Source organism: Pseudoalteromonas sp. MMG012 (genome assembly GCF_018100875.1).
Classification (GTDB): Bacteria; Pseudomonadota; Gammaproteobacteria; order Enterobacterales; family Alteromonadaceae; genus Pseudoalteromonas; species Pseudoalteromonas aurantia.
On record NZ_JAGJEF010000069.1, the window covers coordinates 1 to 19091 of the forward strand.

Annotated in this window: 14 protein-coding genes; 4 read left to right on the forward strand and 10 right to left on the reverse strand. The window is 41.6% G+C overall.

Annotated elements, in window-relative coordinates:
• Positions 1-301: 301 nt before the first annotated feature.
• Both J8L97_RS18290 and J8L97_RS18295 read left to right on the forward strand, forming a co-directional pair.
• Positions 302-673 carry a hypothetical protein gene (locus J8L97_RS18290; protein ID WP_211051997.1) on the forward strand — a complete coding sequence of 124 codons (372 nt, stop codon included), beginning with the start codon at positions 302-304 and terminating at the stop codon, positions 671-673.
• 89 nt (positions 674-762) lie between these two features.
• Entirely contained in the window at positions 763-2730 is a 1968-nt protein-coding gene (locus J8L97_RS18295) for a TonB-dependent siderophore receptor (protein WP_211051998.1), read from the forward strand.
• A 141-nt stretch (positions 2731-2871) separates the two neighbouring features.
• Here the strand turns inward: J8L97_RS18295 and J8L97_RS18300 are convergent, their stop codons facing one another.
• The 4 genes from J8L97_RS18300 to J8L97_RS18315 form a co-directional block, all read right to left on the reverse strand.
• Positions 2872-3399 carry a GNAT family N-acetyltransferase gene (locus J8L97_RS18300; protein ID WP_211051999.1) on the reverse strand — a complete coding sequence of 176 codons (528 nt, stop codon included), beginning with the start codon at positions 3397-3399 and terminating at the stop codon, positions 2872-2874.
• A 158-nt stretch (positions 3400-3557) separates the two neighbouring features.
• Positions 3558-4085 (reverse strand): PepSY-associated TM helix domain-containing protein, encoded by a 528-nt coding sequence (locus tag J8L97_RS18305; protein WP_211052000.1) that lies wholly within the window; start codon positions 4083-4085, stop codon positions 3558-3560.
• 9 nt (positions 4086-4094) lie between these two features.
• Positions 4095-5975, reverse strand: a complete 1881-nt coding sequence (locus J8L97_RS18310) for a TonB-dependent receptor domain-containing protein (RefSeq protein WP_211052001.1) — start codon at positions 5973-5975, stop codon at positions 4095-4097.
• 137 nt (positions 5976-6112) lie between these two features.
• Complete coding sequence (locus J8L97_RS18315; protein ID WP_211052002.1) at positions 6113-9382, reverse strand: VPS10 domain-containing protein; 3270 nt, start codon at positions 9380-9382, stop codon at positions 6113-6115.
• Between the two features lie 368 nt (positions 9383-9750).
• On the opposite strand from J8L97_RS18315, the gene J8L97_RS18320 reads away from it, so the two are divergent.
• The gene (locus J8L97_RS18320; protein ID WP_211052003.1) at positions 9751-10581 is read left to right on the forward strand and encodes an SGNH/GDSL hydrolase family protein; all 831 of its coding nucleotides are present in this window, start codon (positions 9751-9753) and stop codon (positions 10579-10581) included.
• Between the two features lie 590 nt (positions 10582-11171).
• Here the strand turns inward: J8L97_RS18320 and J8L97_RS18325 are convergent.
• Entirely contained in the window at positions 11172-11468 is a 297-nt protein-coding gene (locus tag J8L97_RS18325; RefSeq protein ID WP_211052005.1) for a hypothetical protein, read from the reverse strand.
• Positions 11469-11669: 201 nt separating this feature from the next.
• Here J8L97_RS18325 and J8L97_RS18330 point away from each other — a divergent pair, with 201 nt between their 5' ends.
• On the forward strand, positions 11670-13679 hold the full coding sequence (locus tag J8L97_RS18330) for a CapA family protein (RefSeq protein WP_211052007.1): 2010 nt from the start codon (positions 11670-11672) through the stop codon (positions 13677-13679).
• A 459-nt stretch (positions 13680-14138) separates the two neighbouring features.
• Here J8L97_RS18330 and J8L97_RS23605 read toward each other — a convergent pair whose 3' ends face one another.
• The 5 genes from J8L97_RS23605 to J8L97_RS18350 all read right to left on the reverse strand — a co-directional run bounded on the left by J8L97_RS23605 (position 14139) and on the right by J8L97_RS18350 (position 18944).
• Positions 14139-14651 carry an enolase C-terminal domain-like protein gene (locus tag J8L97_RS23605; RefSeq protein WP_312037187.1) on the reverse strand — a complete coding sequence of 171 codons (513 nt, stop codon included), beginning with the start codon at positions 14649-14651 and terminating at the stop codon, positions 14139-14141.
• Positions 14612-15214 (reverse strand): hypothetical protein, encoded by a 603-nt coding sequence (locus J8L97_RS23610; protein WP_312037186.1) that lies wholly within the window; start codon positions 15212-15214, stop codon positions 14612-14614. Before J8L97_RS23610 ends, J8L97_RS23605 begins: the two co-directional genes overlap by 40 nt.
• On the reverse strand, positions 15211-16212 hold the full coding sequence (gene dgcN / locus J8L97_RS18340; RefSeq protein ID WP_211052009.1) for an N-acetyltransferase DgcN: 1002 nt from the start codon (positions 16210-16212) through the stop codon (positions 15211-15213). The genes J8L97_RS23610 and dgcN overlap by 4 nt, the downstream gene beginning before the upstream one ends.
• 110 nt (positions 16213-16322) lie before the next feature.
• Positions 16323-17207, reverse strand: a complete 885-nt coding sequence (locus J8L97_RS18345) for a LysR family transcriptional regulator (protein ID WP_211052011.1) — start codon at positions 17205-17207, stop codon at positions 16323-16325.
• 9 nt (positions 17208-17216) lie between these two features.
• Entirely contained in the window at positions 17217-18944 is a 1728-nt protein-coding gene (locus J8L97_RS18350; RefSeq protein ID WP_211052013.1) for a Na+/H+ antiporter NhaC family protein, read from the reverse strand.
• Between the last annotated feature and the right edge of the window lie 147 nt (positions 18945-19091).

Below are 19091 nucleotides of genomic sequence, written 5' to 3' on the forward strand. Positions count from 1 at the left end.
TATTTAAATGTATATGAAATTTCTTTTCTTACATCAGTTCAACGAGTACAAAACAGCTCTTAAGCCATTGTTAATACAACTATGAACAATCCGTATCAGCCCCCAGTAAAAAACTTAAACAGAAGCAGCGGAGCAACCATCTATATCCTATATCACCTGTTCCATACGCAATCAAAGTAACTCCCTTCAATGTAATAACACGTCAACTCACCACCAACTTTTTAGCAAAAAGCTGCGATTAAACATTCACATAACGAAAGAAATTCATTAGACTAGCCTCGAATTCTTTATTGAGATCTTTATGCTTCAACCATTTTCAAAAATACTGGTTATTTTTATGATGATGATTGCCTTTTTTGGGCAAGCTGCAGCGTATAGTATTTCTGTAACAATGAATGTATCAATGGACCCTCATTCGGTGATTGATACCGCCAGCATTTCTGCTGATAAATTAGCCACAACAAACAGTTCAAGCGATGATTGCTGTGACGTTGAATGTTGTGAAGCTGAATGTATTTGCCCAGCCAATACATGTACAACTACCCTATATTTTCCGAATGAAGAAGCTGGCGCTGAGTGTGCTGCTTCATCGCATTCAATCTTTCCTCATAATACTCAACGCCCCACTCCCATAGTGAAATCACTTTTTCGACCGCCAATTGTAACCTCATAAGAGATGAGCACAGCTTATTCTTTTTAAAAGTTAAAAATAATATAAATCAGTGCATTGCACACAATTTTTAGCGTTCTTTGAGGTCAAAAATGCTTCCTAAATATACCAAATTGGCAACAGTAGTGTTGCTAATACCTTCGCTTACTTACGCCAGTGAGCAGCATAATGAACATGAACACCATGAACATGAGCAAAAAAATATAGAGAAAATTCAAGTAACAGCCTCTCGGTTAGGTCGTATTGTTACAGAGTCAGCCACTCGCACCGAAATCATTAATGGTGAAGAAATTCAAGAAAAAGCACTGATGCGGCCAGGGAATATTTCTATGTTGGTGGCCGAAACAGGGGGCGTAAGAGTACAAAATACCTCGCCAGCACTCGGTAGTGCCAACATTCGGCTACAAGGGTTATTTGGTAGATACACTCAACTACTGAGCGATGGGCTACCCTTGTACGGCGGCCAAACCGCCTCTATTGGTTTGCTACAAATTCCTCCGACAGACCTCGCAAATGTAGAGATCATTAAAGGCTCTGCGTCGTCCCTGTATGGGGGCTCTGCACTTGGTGGAGTAATCAATCTGATTTCGCGAACGCCTTCTGACAAGTTTGAAGGTGAAGTACTTCTAAATGCAACCTCTAAAAATGGCCAAGACATTACATCTTATTTTGCATCTCCATTAACTGATTCACTGAGTGCATCGGTCACAGCAGGGTTGCATCACCAGCAAGAACAAGACCTTGACGATGATGGCTGGATAGACCTAGCTGGGTATAAAAGGGCCAGTGTGCGCCCTCGACTATATTGGTATGATGACAGTGGCGCCAATTTATACCTTACGTTTGGAGCAATGACAGAGCAGCGAGAAGGTGGCACATTGCCTAATGCAACCGTACCTGATGGAAACTTCTTCTTGCAAACACAAGACACCCTCAGAGTAGATAGTGGTTTTGTGTTTGATAAGCCGCTGGATGATGCTCTTAATATGAATATGCGTGGTTCCCTTACTCGTCAAGAACACCAGCATGAATTCGGTCAAGCATTAGATGACGACACGCACGAGAGCTATTTAATAGAATCAAGTCTATCAGGGTATCACGATGCAACCGCTTGGGTTATCGGAGTTGCGTATCAAGCTGACAAATTCAATTCTATTGCGTATCCAGAGTTTGATTACCACTACGAAGTCCCTGGGTTATTTTCACAACTTGATTATGATATTAACCCAGATACAGCGATATCATTGAGTGCACGCACCGATTGGCATAATGAATATGGCACCCAAGTAAGCCCCCGTATTTCAGTGCTGTACAGCCCTGAAAATTGGCTGTTCCGAGGCTCTTACGGGCAAGGCTTTTTTGCCCCTACCCCATTTATCGAAGACATTGAAGATGCCGGATTATCTCGGCTCGCTTCATTTGAAGGCCTTAATGAGGAGCGGGCCTCTACCGCTTCACTCGATATAAGCTATATCCTTGATAGTATCGAAACCAGTGTGACCTTATTCGCCTCTGATATCGACGATGCAACCGAGCTGCACACCATAGAGCAAGCTCAAAAGCAAGTTCGTATTATTAATGCGATTGGTCAAAGTGAAATTCGTGGAGCTGAACTGTTGCTGCGCTATCGTTGGAGAGATATTAAATTTACCGGCAGCTATTTATACACAGATGCAAGCAAACAAGGGCAAACTGCCTTTGAGCGCACCACCTTAGCACTCACACCGGCTCACTCTGCGGGGTTGGTTGTTATGTGGGAAGAACACGGTAGTCATTTACTTGGGTTTGAAGCTTACTATACAGGAACCCAGCACTTAGAAGGCAACCCTTATCGGGATAAAAGCGACGCATATTGGCATTTAGGCTTGTTAGGCCAAATCACCCTTGGTCACATTAGCTGGTTTATTAATGCCGAAAACTTACTAAATATCAGGCAAACCAAAGAAGACACGCTGATATTACCTGAGCAATCACCGAGTGGCCGATGGACAACCGATATTTGGTCAAGAAATGATGGTTTTACGGTCAATGCAGGTGTTCGTATTCAGTTTGGAGGTTAAACCCAATGTGAATAACAAAAGATAGACATAGAATACATTTTTCCTGTGTCTATCTCATTTTAACTAGCATTTAAACCGCCTTATGCCAAACGTAGATTGCTGTGCTCAATTGTAATTTCACTATTCGCAATATTATGACCTTTAACCTAAATTAGCCAATGCGCTCGGTGACTCCCAGCCATAAATAAACTCTTTCACTTTATTTCCACAAGGGGTGTGCCAGTATCCATAGTCAAGACTTTGTCCGCCATGGTACTTGTAAAACCGAATTGCCTGCTCATTACATGTGAGTACTTCAAGATACAAACCATCATTTTTATAGTTTACAAAGGCCCATGACGCTGCCGCTATTAGCAATTTAGTACCTAGCCCTTTGCCTTTGCAATTTTTTGCAACGTGTAGATTGTCAATAATAGACCCATATTTAAGGTGCTTGCCACCATACACACAGATAAATCCACAAAACCCTGTATTATCTTCAGCAATAAGTACATATTGATTTGGCGACGGTTTCGTCAAGCGTTTCGTCCATACAGCGGTTCTTTCAACAAGAACTTGCTGATTTAAGTAATCTGCTCGCAATACATCACCGTAAGTTTCCCGCCAACTCTGTGCATGCAATCGAGCAATATTTGATAAATCTTTAAGACTCGCTTCGCGAATGTCCATGTTTACACCTAGATCCTTTGATTATTTCATTACTTTTTTATAAGCCAAAGCATGTCATTTATCCAACACAGTAGACCTGCAATCTATGTGACTAAATAAACACAACTAAGCCACCATATTTACTCAGAGCACTCATCACTTTTTTGCTGTTAGGGTATTCATTCATCTTTAAACCGCCTGTCCAGTTTTCTTTTTTTCTTTTTCCTATACGGTTGAATAAATAAAATAATGCCGGTTATGGAAATAATAAGAACAACTAGAGAAACTGGCAGCATGAGCCAGATGTTGGCATTTTTCTCGAAGAAAGTGCCATCATGAATTGACTCGATTAACTCTGAGTTACGTTGTGCTACGTGAAGTACCTTACCTGTCGTGCTATCAACTTGAATCTCTACACTATTGTGACTACGTATTTTCGTTATACCTTTACTCGGCCGAACATCTAGTCTGCGAATATCGTCCCAATCGGTTATATTGGCACTCTCTACTGATTTAGCCACCGTCAGTATTTGCTCAAATGTCATTGTTGGCACCGTAAACTCCCCCTTCGCCGTCGGGGGTTGAATAAAGCTAAACTCTTTTTTGACCAGTAGCAAAATACCGGTGACTAATACCACAAGCAGCGGTAATGAAATAACAATACTCGCCCATTTGTGAATGCTTCTATTGGTTTTATATACACTCATTGCGCTTCTTTAAAACTGCCAGCTGGTTGATAATTTGAAACTTCGTTTAGGTTGAAATGCAGCATCTTCATCTAAACTCGCATAATATTCTTCATTGGTTATATTATTCACACTTAAACTCACACTGTGATGTGCATTCAATTGATGCTCTAGAGATAAATCCCATACTATAAAGCTATTTCGTACCTGCTCAGAGTTACCCACTTGGTTAACCTCTAAATAGTAGCTATAAGAATTTGTTAATGACCACCGTTCGAAAGTAAGGCGTGCTCTCCAGCTTAACTTTCTAGGGTGTAAATCAGCTAATACTTGCCCTGAGTCATCTTCGCCAACTTGCTGCTGGTAACTTACTTCATGCTCTATGCTATCACTTTGATACCATCGCAACTCACTCTCAAACCCATAAACCCGTGCTCTACCTAAGTTCCGATAGCTCAGTTGGACATCATTAAGCGTGTAACGCTCAATGTAATTGTTTAATTCATAGTGGTATAATGCACTGTGGACGCTAATATGCTCTAGTGGATACCAAGTCACAAACAGTTGAGTACCAACGCTGGTTTCAGGCCTTAATGTTTGTTCACCAGCAATAACACCTCTAGGCGTTTTACCATAAAAAAATCGCTCCGTCAGTGTTGGATAGCGAAAACCGTTGCCAATATCTAATCCGGCCTTGAACGTATCAGACAAAGGGAGCTCGATGCTCAGTGATGCATTAAAGTGATTATCAACAGAACGTTCAGCTTGCTGACTGTGTTGTATCAACCAATCATACCTTAACCCCAAAGCGAGTTGCACATCCTCCCAGTGCCATTGTGTTTTGCCATACAGAGCAAAGTTATCTTCTTTGCCCGTCATCTCATTGCTGATCAAGCTATAATTTATGCCCTCTTTCTCACTATGAAGATGGTAATCACTGGTAATTTTTACCCCTTTGCGTGATAGCCAGTCAATACCCCAATAACTTTCTTGCTCTTTGAGTCTGATCTGATGTAGCCACTGGCCACCAAGTGTGTGGCTTTGATATTGCGTCAACCCATCGTACTGATCAAACCTGTGTGTTTCGCTATCCCAGTTTTGATAGTGATGAAAAAGTTTAACTGACCACTTATCATCAGCACTTACTTGAAGCTGTGCCAATGAATGTTGTTCTTGCGGGTAACTACTGACTTGTCGAATTGGATACTTGATATTACTTTTGCCAATATTCTTGCCAATGCTTGGCAACCAAGAAGCCGTCGCTGTATACCCATCGAACTGATGTTTGTACCTTAACAGTCCTGACACACGTTCAAACTCAGTGTTTAACACGTCACCATTAACAGCTTCGGCATCATTAGCCTGTTGATAAGCGAAAGCTGAAGTAAAATTATTATCTTGATGATTTACCGCCACGCTTATTCCTTGGTCAACACTTTGTCCAGATATCCTTAACACGGTTTTATCCAGCGACTCAGTACTCAGGCTCACTACGCCCCCCAACGCTTGAGAACCATATAAAGCGGAACTCGGCCCTTTAATAACCCGACCTGTACTGAATAGCTGTGGTGCAACAAAAGAAGCCGAGTTACCTGCACGTCTGTCAGTAATAATAGGAATACCGTCTATTTCAGTTCTTATTCGCCCTCGACTAAAACCACGAATAGAATAGCTTTGGAATTGGCCTCCTTGTCCACTTAGGTTAACGCCCACCAGTGTCGATAGCTGATCAGCAATGGTGCGATTTAAGGTATAGGTAGACCTATCATCTATGTATGACATGGCGTGCTCTGTTCCGGCGATGACCAAAGGTTGTTTGGGCACTAAAATCTCAATGACTTCAAGCTCATTACCTTGCGCATAGACGAGCAAAGAAGCCGACATCAGTATAAAAGAACTTATGGTTTTCATTGTAGAGATACTGCTTTATTAGCTGGTTATTAAATAATGATTTGGTAATTAAATTACACTGTGATCTTGTCTACTCTCAAACCCCGTTAAAAGATAAGCGACACTGTAACAATGACAGTGTCGCTCATTATTGCATGTTACTTAGTGATTAATGGTGCGCCCTTACTCCATGGACCACCCGCGTCAATAACTGACTTCTGAAGCTCAGGTATGGTCGTTTTTTGCAAACGTTTAATACGCGTACTTACATTGTCTAAACGTTTAATTGCATATGAAAACTGCTCTTTATGCTGCTTTGTTGGCCCATAAGAAGACCAATCTGCTGTCATCGCATAGCCTAAACGACTCGAAATATTAGCAGGCTTAGTGCCCATTCTATCTCGCGCATTCAACCCATTAAGTTCAAGATTAATCGCATTAATTTCTGTTTGAGCCTGCGCATAACGTGATTCCAATGAGGCAATATTGTTTGGCGTACGATCTATCGCCGTACGCAACGTCTGCATTGTCTTATTCAATTCACTTAGTACAGCATTCACAGCAGTGATGCGCTTTTGCGCTACCGCTATTTGTTTGCCGAACTTAAGTACCTCTTGATTAGCTGTAGGTAACGCACTATCAGTAATCGGTTTTAGCTCAAACTCTACCGCCTCAGCAAGTTGTGAAACAGCCCCATTAACGCGTTTATGCAAAGTCGCCGTATATATTCCAGGAATTGCCATTAAGCCAGCATTAAATGGGCTCCAACCTGATGATTCAACTCCCGTTACTGCTTTGCCTGTTGCATACGTCATATCCCAAGTTACACGATGTAGACCTTTGGTATTTTTGCCCATAACTCGGTTCACAAACTTGCCCGCTGCATCTCGAATTTCAAGGTATACCACTGGCTTAGCTTCTTGATTCTCTTTTTCTATATCTTCCCAAGCTGGATATTTTGGATAATCCTGCTCTTTAACCATGTCTTTTTCGACCTTTTGACGGGCCTCTTTAATGGTTAATAAGCTTTCTTTCAAGAAGTAGGTTAAGGTTGCACCATGCTCTGGATTTTTCGCTGCAAAACGATCATCCCCATCCGTATTCGTATGATTCGTATCTAACTGAAACCACTTAACGGGGCGACTAGGAGCCATGAGAAGTGCATCTTGCTCCATCGACTTTTCTGTTAATGCGCGCAGTGGTGCATAATCATCAAGAATATAAATACCACGACCAAATGTACCCGCTACTAAATCATTTTCACGGCGTTGTATTTTTACATCACGCGTTGCAATGGTCGGGATCCCACCGTCTAATTCAGTCCATTTCTGGCCACCATCAACAGTAAAGAAAATACCAAACTCAGTACCAATGAACATCAGGTTTTTATTTACATGATCTTGAACTATGCGCCAAACCAAATGTTTTTCAGGTAAAGTACTTGCGAGTGATTGCCAGCTTTTTCCTAAATTAGTTGACTTGATTAAGTAAGGTTTGAAGTCTCCATATTTATGATTATCAAGTGCGACATACACAGTGTTAGAATCAAATAAATCGGCTCGAATGTCATTTACATATGCGGTGTCAGGAATACCATCAATGCTGCTAAGATCAATTTTTTTCCAGCTCTTCCCTGCATTTTTTGTCACTTGAATAAGACCGTCATCAGTGCCAGCCCATAAAACCTTTTCATCAACAGGGCTTTCCGTGAAATTAGCAATGGTATGGTATTCAGACATCGCATAAATATCCCAACCTGCTTCGACTGACCACGTTCTCCCCATCACAGGCATATGCATTCGATTACCATTTTTAGTTAAGTCACCTGATATTGGTTCCCAACTGTCGCCTCGATCATCCGAACGCCATACCCTTTGTGATGCAAAATAAAGACGCTTGGCATCATGACTTGAAACGTTAATTGGCGCATCCCAATTAAAACGTTCAGCCGGCTCGCCTGGACGAGGTTGAGGTTTAATGTATACGCCTTCTCTGGTTTTCAAGTCATGTCGCGTCAAGTTACCTTGCTGCCACTGAGAATACATAATGTTGGGGTTGCCTGGCTCTACAGCGGGTTGATGACCATCGCCACCTAAGGTTAAAAACCAATCTTTGTTTTTAATACCTTCTTTACGCGTGGTACGAGAAGGGCCGCCTTGTGTTGAGTTATCTTGCGCACCTGCGTATACCGTATAGAAAGGTTCAGCATCATCAGGCGCTACTTTATAGAATTGAGTCAACGGCAAATTCGCCATAAAGCGCCAATTCTCCATGCGGTCATGCGACATATAAATACCGCCATCAGAGCCAATTAAAACAAAATCAGGGTCGGTGGGGTGAAAAGCAAAGGCATGATCATCTACGTGTTTGCGCTTTGTATTGATTGGTATCCAAGTTTTGCCACCATCGTTAGAAACTTTGCTGTAATTACTGGCAATATAAACTCGATCGAAGTGGTGTGGGTCTGCAAAAATTTCTTGATAATAGTGTGGCCCAGTACCACCACCTACTTCATCAGATACTTTAGTCCAACTTGCCCCTCGGTTTTGTGAGCGGTAAAACCCTCCTTTACGGTTATCTGTCTCAATTGTCGCGTAAAGAACATCAGGATTTATAGGAGAAATTGCCATACCAATTTTACCCATATTGCCCGTTGGTAAACCTGTTTTCAGCTCAGTCCAAGTCTCACCACCATCATCGGATGTGTGAATACCTGATCCTTCACCTGTTCCAACATAGGTAGCAACTGTTCTTTGCCGAGACCAGGTTGCTGCATACAATTTTTTCGGGTTTCGCGGGTCAATTAATAACGAAGTGACCCCAGTCCATTCATTTTCTGGTGTTAGTACTTGTTTCCATGTTTCTCCGCCATCTGTGGTTTTATATAACCCACGTTCGCCGCCACTACTCCAAAGTGGGCCTTGAGCTGAAACCCAAACTGTTTTTGAATCTGTTGGGTGAATGATAATATCTGAAATGCGTTCAGACTCTTTCAAGCCCATATTTTTCCATGTTTTTCCGCCATTTTCAGATTTATAAACACCATCACCAAAACTAATATGACGACCGCCATTATTTTCACCTGTACCCACCCAAATAATATTGGAGTTGCTCGGGTCAATCGTCACATCACCTGTTGAATATACTGCTTGTTTGTCAAAAATAGGCGTCCAAGTCGTCCCTGCATTTGTGGTTTTCCAAACACCACCCGAACCAACAGCTGAGTACCAAGTTGATGGGTTATTTTGATCCACCGCAATATCTGCTATTCGCCCTGACATATAAGCAGGCCCAATATTACGCAGTTTCATTGCTTCGAAGGTTTTGCTACTAAAAATTGATTGTTCTTCATCAGACTTTGCTGCCAGCGCGTTAGAGGCAGCCAGCGCTAATGACACAGCTAACGCTGTTTTTAGGAGAGTTTTCATTTTCACACCAAAAGTTGTTTTTATTGTTTCCAATAGAAACATTACCCTAACATACGTCTAAACAGTGTAAAAAATCGCTCAAATTACAAAAAACAGAGTTTAATGAGATATTGTAACAATATATGTAATTGATGCGTTCCCTCCTTTTTATATTTCACTACAAGAACGTATCAATAGTGAGCTCAGTACAAAAATAATGTCGCTATCTTTCCTGTCCAACGACGGAACAAGAAAGTAAATATACTAACATCATTCGTAATTTACCCCACATATCATATTTTAAGCGAGTGCAATAAAATCGTAATTACTTCGCCAATATGATCTGCTATGGTCTTACTGGTTTTAAAAAACAACAACAAGGACTTGATATGTACACTAAAACGATTAAAGCACTTTTATGGGGAACATTCATATCCCTCACAACTCATTCTCAAGCACAAACTAAATCTGAAGAAGCCCCTCTGCTAATTATTGGTGCTTCATTTGCAAACGCTAACATGCCGTATTACAGCGATCTTCAGGCACCACTTAATGGTATTGCCATAAACTCTGGTCGCTACCTATCTTTAGGCAACGCCCTTATCAGAGAACGCAGGCTATCGGGTCATGTAATTAACGAAGGGCAAGCAGGTGCAACAACATTTGACAGATTAACTTGTTTTCCTGGACCAGAATGTGTCGGTCCAGGTTGGGAAGGCTATGAAAAACAGTTTAGTAAAGCTTTAAGCCGCGTAACTTCATTTTCAGGAGAGGTTGCTGCTGAATATATTGTGATTATTCGTGGTAATGATTGTAATCATCCCGATGCATTTGGCATTCCTATGGCACAAACGAGCGAATGTACCTTAGAACAAATGGAGTCATACATCGATACCTTTGTAAGCGTGGCTAACCGAGCGCTGGCTGCCGGGATCACACCTATTTTTTCGAAAGCGCCAACCTATGAAGCAATTGATTGGGAAACAGTACGAGGTCGTTTCAACTGGCCATGGATCATCAGTAAAGATAATTATGAGGTTTTCTCTGATCTAAGGTTAAGCAGGTTACAAGCAGAAGTACCAAACGCAATATTTTTAGATGTTTGGCAAGGCTTTGAACCAATGGCGGACGGTTTACACCCCAATAGAAAAACAATGCAAAGAGCTGCAAAGCGAATTGCAAAAGCGATTAAGAAACATCGTAAAGAAAAAAGGCAATAAACCTTTCTATCCATATTACATTGGACGAGGGTTACCCATTATGCATAAACCATCAAAGTACATCAAAGCGATGCACAGTATTTTGGGCCAACCCTCGTAGAATCGCGGTCTATTTGTTTTTCTCAACACCGCTCTAAAAGCACAATTTTAGATTCATTTTCTAGATCTTTTACCTCAATAGAATCACTCTTTTCGGTAAACATTACATGTCCTATCGGTTATAAAGTGTGACTGATTCATAGCCTGCATTAGCTATAAATCCTATACCCTGACCTTTTTCCGTATTATCAGCATTTATAGATAAGGTTCGTCACTCTAAATACGCGTTGAATCTAACCAATAGAAAAGTGGCAGCTCAAAACAAGCACGCCATCAACCTCTCTTCATTTACTTAATTCACGCCATATTTCATTATAATTTTTACAGTAAATTATTTTATCCTCATATTCATGGATAAAGTCTAAGATACGAACCATATTGTCTTGGTCAAATCCTTGATTCCACCAAAACATTTGCAGAAATGACGCTAGCGATTCTTTTTGATAGTGACCCAACACAAACTTTCGTTTCAAAAAGCGTTTGAATATACGTCATTGCCTTAAAAGCGTGGGGGGATTTAAAATAACAATGAGATCAGCGTCACGAAATGAGCTTGCTAACCATTTGTAATAAACGCCTTCAACGATCCAATTATCGTGGGATAATATATGATTTAGCTTTTCTGTTCTTGCATGCTCGCTTGAACGAACATAAGCAAATTCATTTTTCTCCCAAAAGACGCTATCCAGATCAAACCCATTCAAGCCTGTTACCTGTTGAAGTTTCGCAGCACTAAACGTTTTTCCGCTGCCTGGGCCACCAATAATATGAATTTTACGATACTGCAAAACGACTCCCTCTATCTTAACATTGATATTCGAATTACATGTCTGCTATCAGCTGTAACCTACTATTGCGTATTGTATTGACGTTCAACCCGCCGGCTTTTTTAACTTCGAACATAACCAAAAGCTATAAGCGACTCTGTTATTAGAATGCGTCAATTTCTCCTGTACAAGTACAATAATAAGACAAACATAAGGTGACATATGAACATTAAAATCACGCAAACAATACTCATACTTGTAACATACTGGTTATCCTCGGTTGTATACGCAGTTGAATTAAAAGGCTTCACACTCAGCACCAAAGCCAATCCAATCTCAGACGTAATTGTCACAATCAGCGGCAATAGAATAAAAAGTGATAAAAACGGAAAATTTAGCCTCTCGTTAGCTCCCCAAAAGCGCTATCGTCTCGAGATTAATAAACATGGCTACTACCAAACCATTCATACTTTCGAACACACAGAGCTTGCACGTTATAACTTTACCATTCCCCCCATTGAAGTGGTTAAGAAGAAACCAGGTCGGGTCATGTTTGCATTTGCCGGAGATACTATGATGGGGCGACGTTATTACGCACCCTATTTTAACGAATCGCCCCTCATTCAACAGAGTCGCCGTCTTCAAGACAGCAAAAATCTACTAGAAACCATAAAACCTTACCTATCTCTGGCAGACTTTACGTCTGTTAACCTAGAGTCACCCATTATAGAATCATTACCCTCAACGAGCGCCGAGAAATCTGTCACTTTTTATTCTCACCCTGATACACTTGCCAGCCTAAGCTGGGCTGGGGTTGATTACGTCTCGCTTGGCAATAATCATACATATGACTATTTACAAACAGGTCTTAAACAGACTTTAACTTTATTAAAAAGCTCGCCACTGGCGTTTTCAGGTGCGGGCATCAATGAAGCACAAGCATTACAACCGCACATTGCTAAACTAGCAAACAATAAATATGCTCTGTATGGTTTTGTCGGTTGGAAAGGAAGAAAACCACCGTGGCAATCAGCCACTCCTGTGCAAGGTGGTGCTGCACTGGGGAACCCTGACAATATTGCAGCGGTGATCGAGCAGTCCGTTAAAAGTAATGTATTTCCTGTGATCCAATATCATGGCGGTTTAGAATACAGCCACACACCCTCACTCGTCACTGAGCAGCGCTTAAAAAATGCAATTGATAAAGGCGCTGTACTCGCCATAGGCCATCACCCGCATGTGACACAAGGGTTTGAGGTATACAATAATCAATTTATTGCTTATTCTCTGGGTAACTTCATGTTTGACCGAAACTTTCCGGCTACCCACAATAGCGTACTGGTGTATGTGTGGTTAGATCAAGGCCAGTTCTTCCGAGCAGAAACCGTCCCACTTTTCATTCAAAACTACAGCCCCACACCCGCGGTAGGCCAACAGCGCTTTACTGTTCTCAAACGGCTGAAACAACTTTCCGCAGTCAAAGGCACCAATATTGTTCGCTCTGGGGGCCACGGTGTAATTAATAGGTCATCAGTGAGCGTATTATCAGCCGTTGAAAATAACCAAGCTTTGCATACCCAAAATACGATTCAAAATTTATATCAAAATAATGATTGGGACAAGCCATTACCGCTAAGCCTACCTACTCATAGCGCATTACGCTACGGGACAAATATAGTTAACTCAGGTGATTTCGAAAGTTATTCAGATTGGTCTGCGATTGACCGTACTTGGATTTTCCACAATACCGAGGCAAAGCTACGTACTCAGCAAAATTTCAATCAATATTTAAGGTTGTCATTCGGGGGCGACCACATCACCTTCGGCACCAAACACTTCAATCGAGTATATATACCCGATAACCCAACTTCATTGCGAGTGAAATTACGAGCACTGAGCAATGTTAAAATATCTGCATATTGGCAAGGCAGACAATTAAAGCAAACGCTGCAAGCTGCATTTATGAACCCGACAACCGAGCTTATTGATAGCAAAACTCTGGCTGCATCAGCACATTGGCAAACGTTACGCTTTGATTTTAACTCACCTCGGGTTGGGTATAAAAGTTACCGGATTAAGTTTGTTATTGAAAGTAAACTCGGCACACAGCTAGGTTCGTCGCACTATATTGATATTGACGACATTGAACTCGTTCAGTGGCAATCCGCTTTTTCTAAAGTTCTGCACAACACCAGCGCGCTTATTCAAACCACACATCGTGAAGTAAAGTGAAGTAAACAGCCTTCAATGTACTAAAGCGAGTACATTACTTGCTTTAGTATGACTTCTCACTTGTTAACTTAAATCTCCCCCATGCTATGCGTATTTAACTTCAGCTTTGGATAAGCGAATTTGCCCAATAAAGCTATTTTTCTCACTCTCGGCGTTGCTTTCATTTGTAATAGCTCGCTATTACTGCATAAAAGCGCCTTGATATTGAACAAAGTATCATCATTGGGTTGTACGTAAGTTTGTTTTCAAAACATTTTGTATTCCAAAACCCTTATCCAAACCTGAGGTTAATTAGGATAAAGATCAGAATTTGTTAATGACAATAAAGCTAGCGTTATTAAAAAACGAAAATACATAATCGAAATATCAAGTTCACCAAAGCACACACGTAGATTCTTCATATAAAAAAGCCCAATAAGGGCTTTGTACTTGCTTAACAATAGAAATTTTAACGCACCGTTAGCGCTTTACATCGAATAAACCTATCTCGGGGTTCTCATGAGGACCGCCCCAAAGCGACCAATCTAGGGCCGTCAGATACCCCGCTATAATATCGAACTTGTATGATCGATCCTGTGCAACCAATACTGGGCCGTCTAAATCAACATATGTTGCATACTGCGCCACAATCATGGCTGGCGCCATGGCAAGAGAGCTGCCTACCATACACCCAACCATAATATCTAAGCCCAACGAACGTGCTTTTTCCACCATGTTTAACGCTTCACTAAGGCCACCAGCTTTATCAAGCTTAATGTTAATAACACGGTACCTATCAACCAAACACTCCAACCCTTCAGCTGTATGGCAAGACTCATCTGCACATAACGCAATTGGTGAATCGAACTCCGATAAAGCCCAATCTTGAGATTCTGCTAACGGCTGCTCAATTAATACCACATTAAGTTTAACCAGCTCTTTTACATAGCTTTTTAATTGTTCAAATGACCAAGCTTCATTCGCGTCAATAATAAACTGACTATGTGGGAAGCGGCATGAATTGCGCGCATTCGCTGTAGTACAGCATCACCATCAAGCTTCACTTTAATCAATGGCGCATCCATTAAATTCAAGGCCGCTTTCGCCATCTCATCTGGGCTATTGATACTTAGGGTTTGTGCGGTTATCACCGACGTAATTTGGGTCAGTTCAGGCTGCAAAGGTGGCAATAAATTCAGCACTGTACTGTTGCTCAACTTTGCTTGAAGATCCCACAATGCACAATCAAGCGCATTTTTTGCAGCGCCTGAATCTATTCGGTTAATCGCATTTCCTAAGTCTGATAAACAGCTGCTGCGGACCACCACATCATGTATTTGTTCAACGGCCTGTTGGTAAGATTCACCATAGCGCTTATATGGCACGGCTTCTGCCCAACCAGTATGTTGTTCAGATGACAGTGTGATCACTAGCACATCAGCCGCTATTTTCGCCCCTCTTGAGATCCTAAAAGCAGTTTTTAGTGGTACTTTCTGTGCATAAACGGTTAAAGTATATACATCATTTTTATAGTGATATAGCTCAGATGTGATCACAATGGTAAACCCGCCACTAAAGCCTCAACGCCCATTCTAAGCGGATCTACACATGGCATCCCTAGCGCCTCAGTCAAACGTTCGCAATACGCCACGCCGTCTTCTTTACTGACACTTGAGGTATTCACTGACACTCCAATGACTGTCGCATTCGGATTCGTCAACCGTGCCGCCTGCTCATTATTCGCGATGGTTTGTTGAATGGTTGGTAAACTCTGGTCAGGTAGCCCCCTCATGTGGCTTCGGCCTAACGCATGGCAAACAATAAGTGCATCTGGTTGTGCTCCGTGCAACAAGCCTAGACTTACACCCGCAAACGCAGGATGAGATAACGAACCTTGCCCTTCAATGATATCCCAATGGGCCGCTTTCGTACTAGGAGAAAGCTGCTCAACCGCTCCTGAAATGAAATCAGATGCCACACAATCTATCGCAACTCCCTCGCCTGCGATTAATATTCCACACTGTCCTGTCGCTTTTATAGTCGCAGAGACACCCGAAGCCTGTAAGTGCTTTTCAATCGCTAAAGACGTATACATTTTACCAACTGAACAATCGGTACCTACCGTTAACAAACGCTTACCAGAACGTTTAACGCCTGTGCCGGTTTGAAATTTAGCTTGGGGGTGACGAATATCTATCAACTGTTTGTTCAATTGTGTTGCTAACAGCCTAATATCGTCAATATCGGTCAATCTATCATGCAAACCACTCACCACATCCATCCCCGCACGCAACGCAGTTTGGATATAAGGGTGCCATTTTGGCTCTAAATAACCGCCACTATTTGCAAAGCCAAGCACGAATGTTTTGGCTCCAAGGCTCGCAGCAGTGGTTATATCCATCTGTTTCAACCCAGTGGTGACACTGCATCCAGACACAGACATTTCTCCAACACAATGTTGTGTTCGCCAATCCGCGACGCCTTGTGCCATCTTAATTGATAGCTTGTCTGTGGCATCACCCAAAAAGACCAGATATGGTGCTTGAATTATCATTATTCTCTTCCCAATGGTTTAAAATCAATCAGTCATTGAGCATATCTAATCTTCCATTATTTTGAAGTTAGAAGGTTTCTATTAGTCATAACCTTAACGCATACCTATATCTAACCCTCTGAAAGTGTTTCACTTAATATATCTATAAACTGCCTAGCTACATTAGAAAGAGCATGATTTTCTAAATACACCGCTTCTACATCAAAACTCAGTGACCTATCAAAAGACGCCATTCCCATTGTCTCATCCATGTTGCCAAGCGCAGTAAACTTATCAACTACGCACAAGCCGACACCTTGCGCAACCAAGCGTACTGCAAAAAAGTAGGTTTGCACCCGTATAGTCGAGGTCAACGAGACATTCTCTTCCATCAAGCGTGCCCATAGTAAATCTCCAAGCGGACCACTATCGCCAATATCAATAAACGGTTTATCTCGCAATTGGTCTAAAGATAACTGCGTAGGTTCACCCGCAAACATTGACTTAGGATATACGATCACCAATTCTGACTTAGCTAATGTAATTGAGGATAACCCTGGTCTAATATTCGGTGAAAATAAGCAAGCAACATCACATTTTCGCTCTAACAACGTTTGTAAAATAGCTTCGTTATGAACAGTTTGCAGCTGAAAATTGACATGCGGACTCTCAATTTGGAATGCTGCAACCGCTTTTGGTACATATTGGAAACCCAATGCCGGTGTGATCCCTAAATTAATATTTCCATATTCATGTTTCTTTATATTCTCAGAGGTATTTTTGACAGAACGCAGCTGGTGATAAATTTTATCAACCTCAGAAAAAAGCATATCAGCTTCTTTCGTTGGTAACAGCCGCCCTTTCAATCGTTTGAATAACTGAAAACCGAGTTGCATTTCAGCGTGACCTAACACCTTACTGACCGATGGTTGAGACACATGTAATATCTTAGCGGCGTTCGTAATTGAGCCTGTGGTATACACAGCATAAAATACTTCGATATGGCGTAAACGCATTAATGGCTCCTAAGTAAACAATATAACACTGGCAGTCCACAACACAGCCGCTGCGCTCATTGCAAATGTTGCGGGCACAATCTGTGATTTTACGTGGTCCATCAAATCACAGCCGGTTGTCATCGCACTCAAAATAGTCGTGTCTGAAATAGGCGAACATTGATCGCCGAAAATACTGCCATTGAGCACAGTTGCAAAACAGATCATCATATACAACTCAATATTTTGTAGGCCGTGCACATGCCCAACAGACCACGCTAGAGGCATTGCCAAAGGAAAAGCAATGGCATAAGTCCCCCAGCTAGTCCCGGTAGAAAAGGCTATGACCATACTTAACAGCAACAACAGCGGTAGCATCCAATACTCTATACTCTCTCCTAATAAATTCACCAAATACAATCCTCCACCTAGCTCTTTGCTCAGTGTCCCTAGCACCACCGCGAGCATCAAAATAACAGAAGCTAATACCACCCCTTTTAACCCGTTACCCAACCCATCAACTACATCTACCAACATCATACCTTTACCAAGTGCAACCCCAATACTTATTAACAACGCAGCAGAAAACGCCCAATTTACTTCAGGAGATCCTGAAACAACGAAAGTGCCTACGGCAATGCCAATTAACGTTATGAGCGGAAACAAAAACTCCATTGCGTGAGGCCTATAACCTGGTGGCACATCTGTAGAGTGAAGCTCTCTAGCACTTAATGGTGTTGCGCCGTCAGCATCTAACTTGCCTGTTTTTAGTGCACGCTGTTGAGCCATTCTAATTCTTTTACCGGAAAACCGAGTAATATTAAAACTCAATAACAATGTGCCAAAAACGGCAAGTAGACCATAAAAGCTAAAAGGGATACTCGCAAAGAAAAATGCGATACGCTGAGATTCAGTTGCTAAAAAAGCCACCCCTGGCACAAAAATTAATGCTTGTACGTACGCTGGCCACGCATTGAAGGCTAATACCGCTGCAATAGGTGATGCCGTTGAGTCTACGATATAGCTCATTTCTTCGTGACTGACGTTTGCTTTATCGGCAAATGGCTTTACCGTCGTGCCGACCAATACGGTGCTCATTGTGCCACCTTGAAAAAACAGTACTCCCAATAACCACGTAATCACTTTTGCAGAGCGCGGGCCTTTTACACAATGCCGAGTCATTAAGTTAGCAAAAGCTTGCGCCGCACCGGTCTTTGACCATACCCCCAATAACCCTCCCAATAACCACAAATATAATATCAACAAACCAACACTACTTTGATTTGCAAGGTAAGGTATGATCACACCATCTGTGATATCAAATAGACCCAAGCTAAACGCCCCCGTAACTATCCCTGAAAATAATGCGCTTAGAGGTTCTCTCGTTAGTAAGCATAAGGATATGGTAATCACAGCAGGCATCAACGACCAAAAACCAAAATGAAACACCGGCTTTAACTGTGCAATATCACCATTATCTAACTCAACCCACTGACTGGCGATGGCTGGCTTCTCAGTTAAATTATTTAAATGTTCTTGCGTCAAAACTGAGTCTGCATAAGGTGTTATCTGATCAATTATCTGCGCTTGCCCTTTAAAAATATAACTCGGTTGCCCTTGTTTATTTTCAAACACATCATAATGATAAATTTGTTCAACCCACTGTTTTGGTATAAACGCATTAACGTATAACCCCACTACAATGGCCATCAAAAAGACCCCCCCTGAAAGCACACTTTTATACGCTATTTTATTCATAAACTTTGCCTTATTGTTGTTATTATCAATGCTACGAGTATTCCCTAAAATAAACTTAACATGCACACAGTCATGCTGGTTTTTATATTATTATCCGAGGTCATAACCAAAGGTTATGACATGTAAACGAAGTGTCAATTGTAAGTC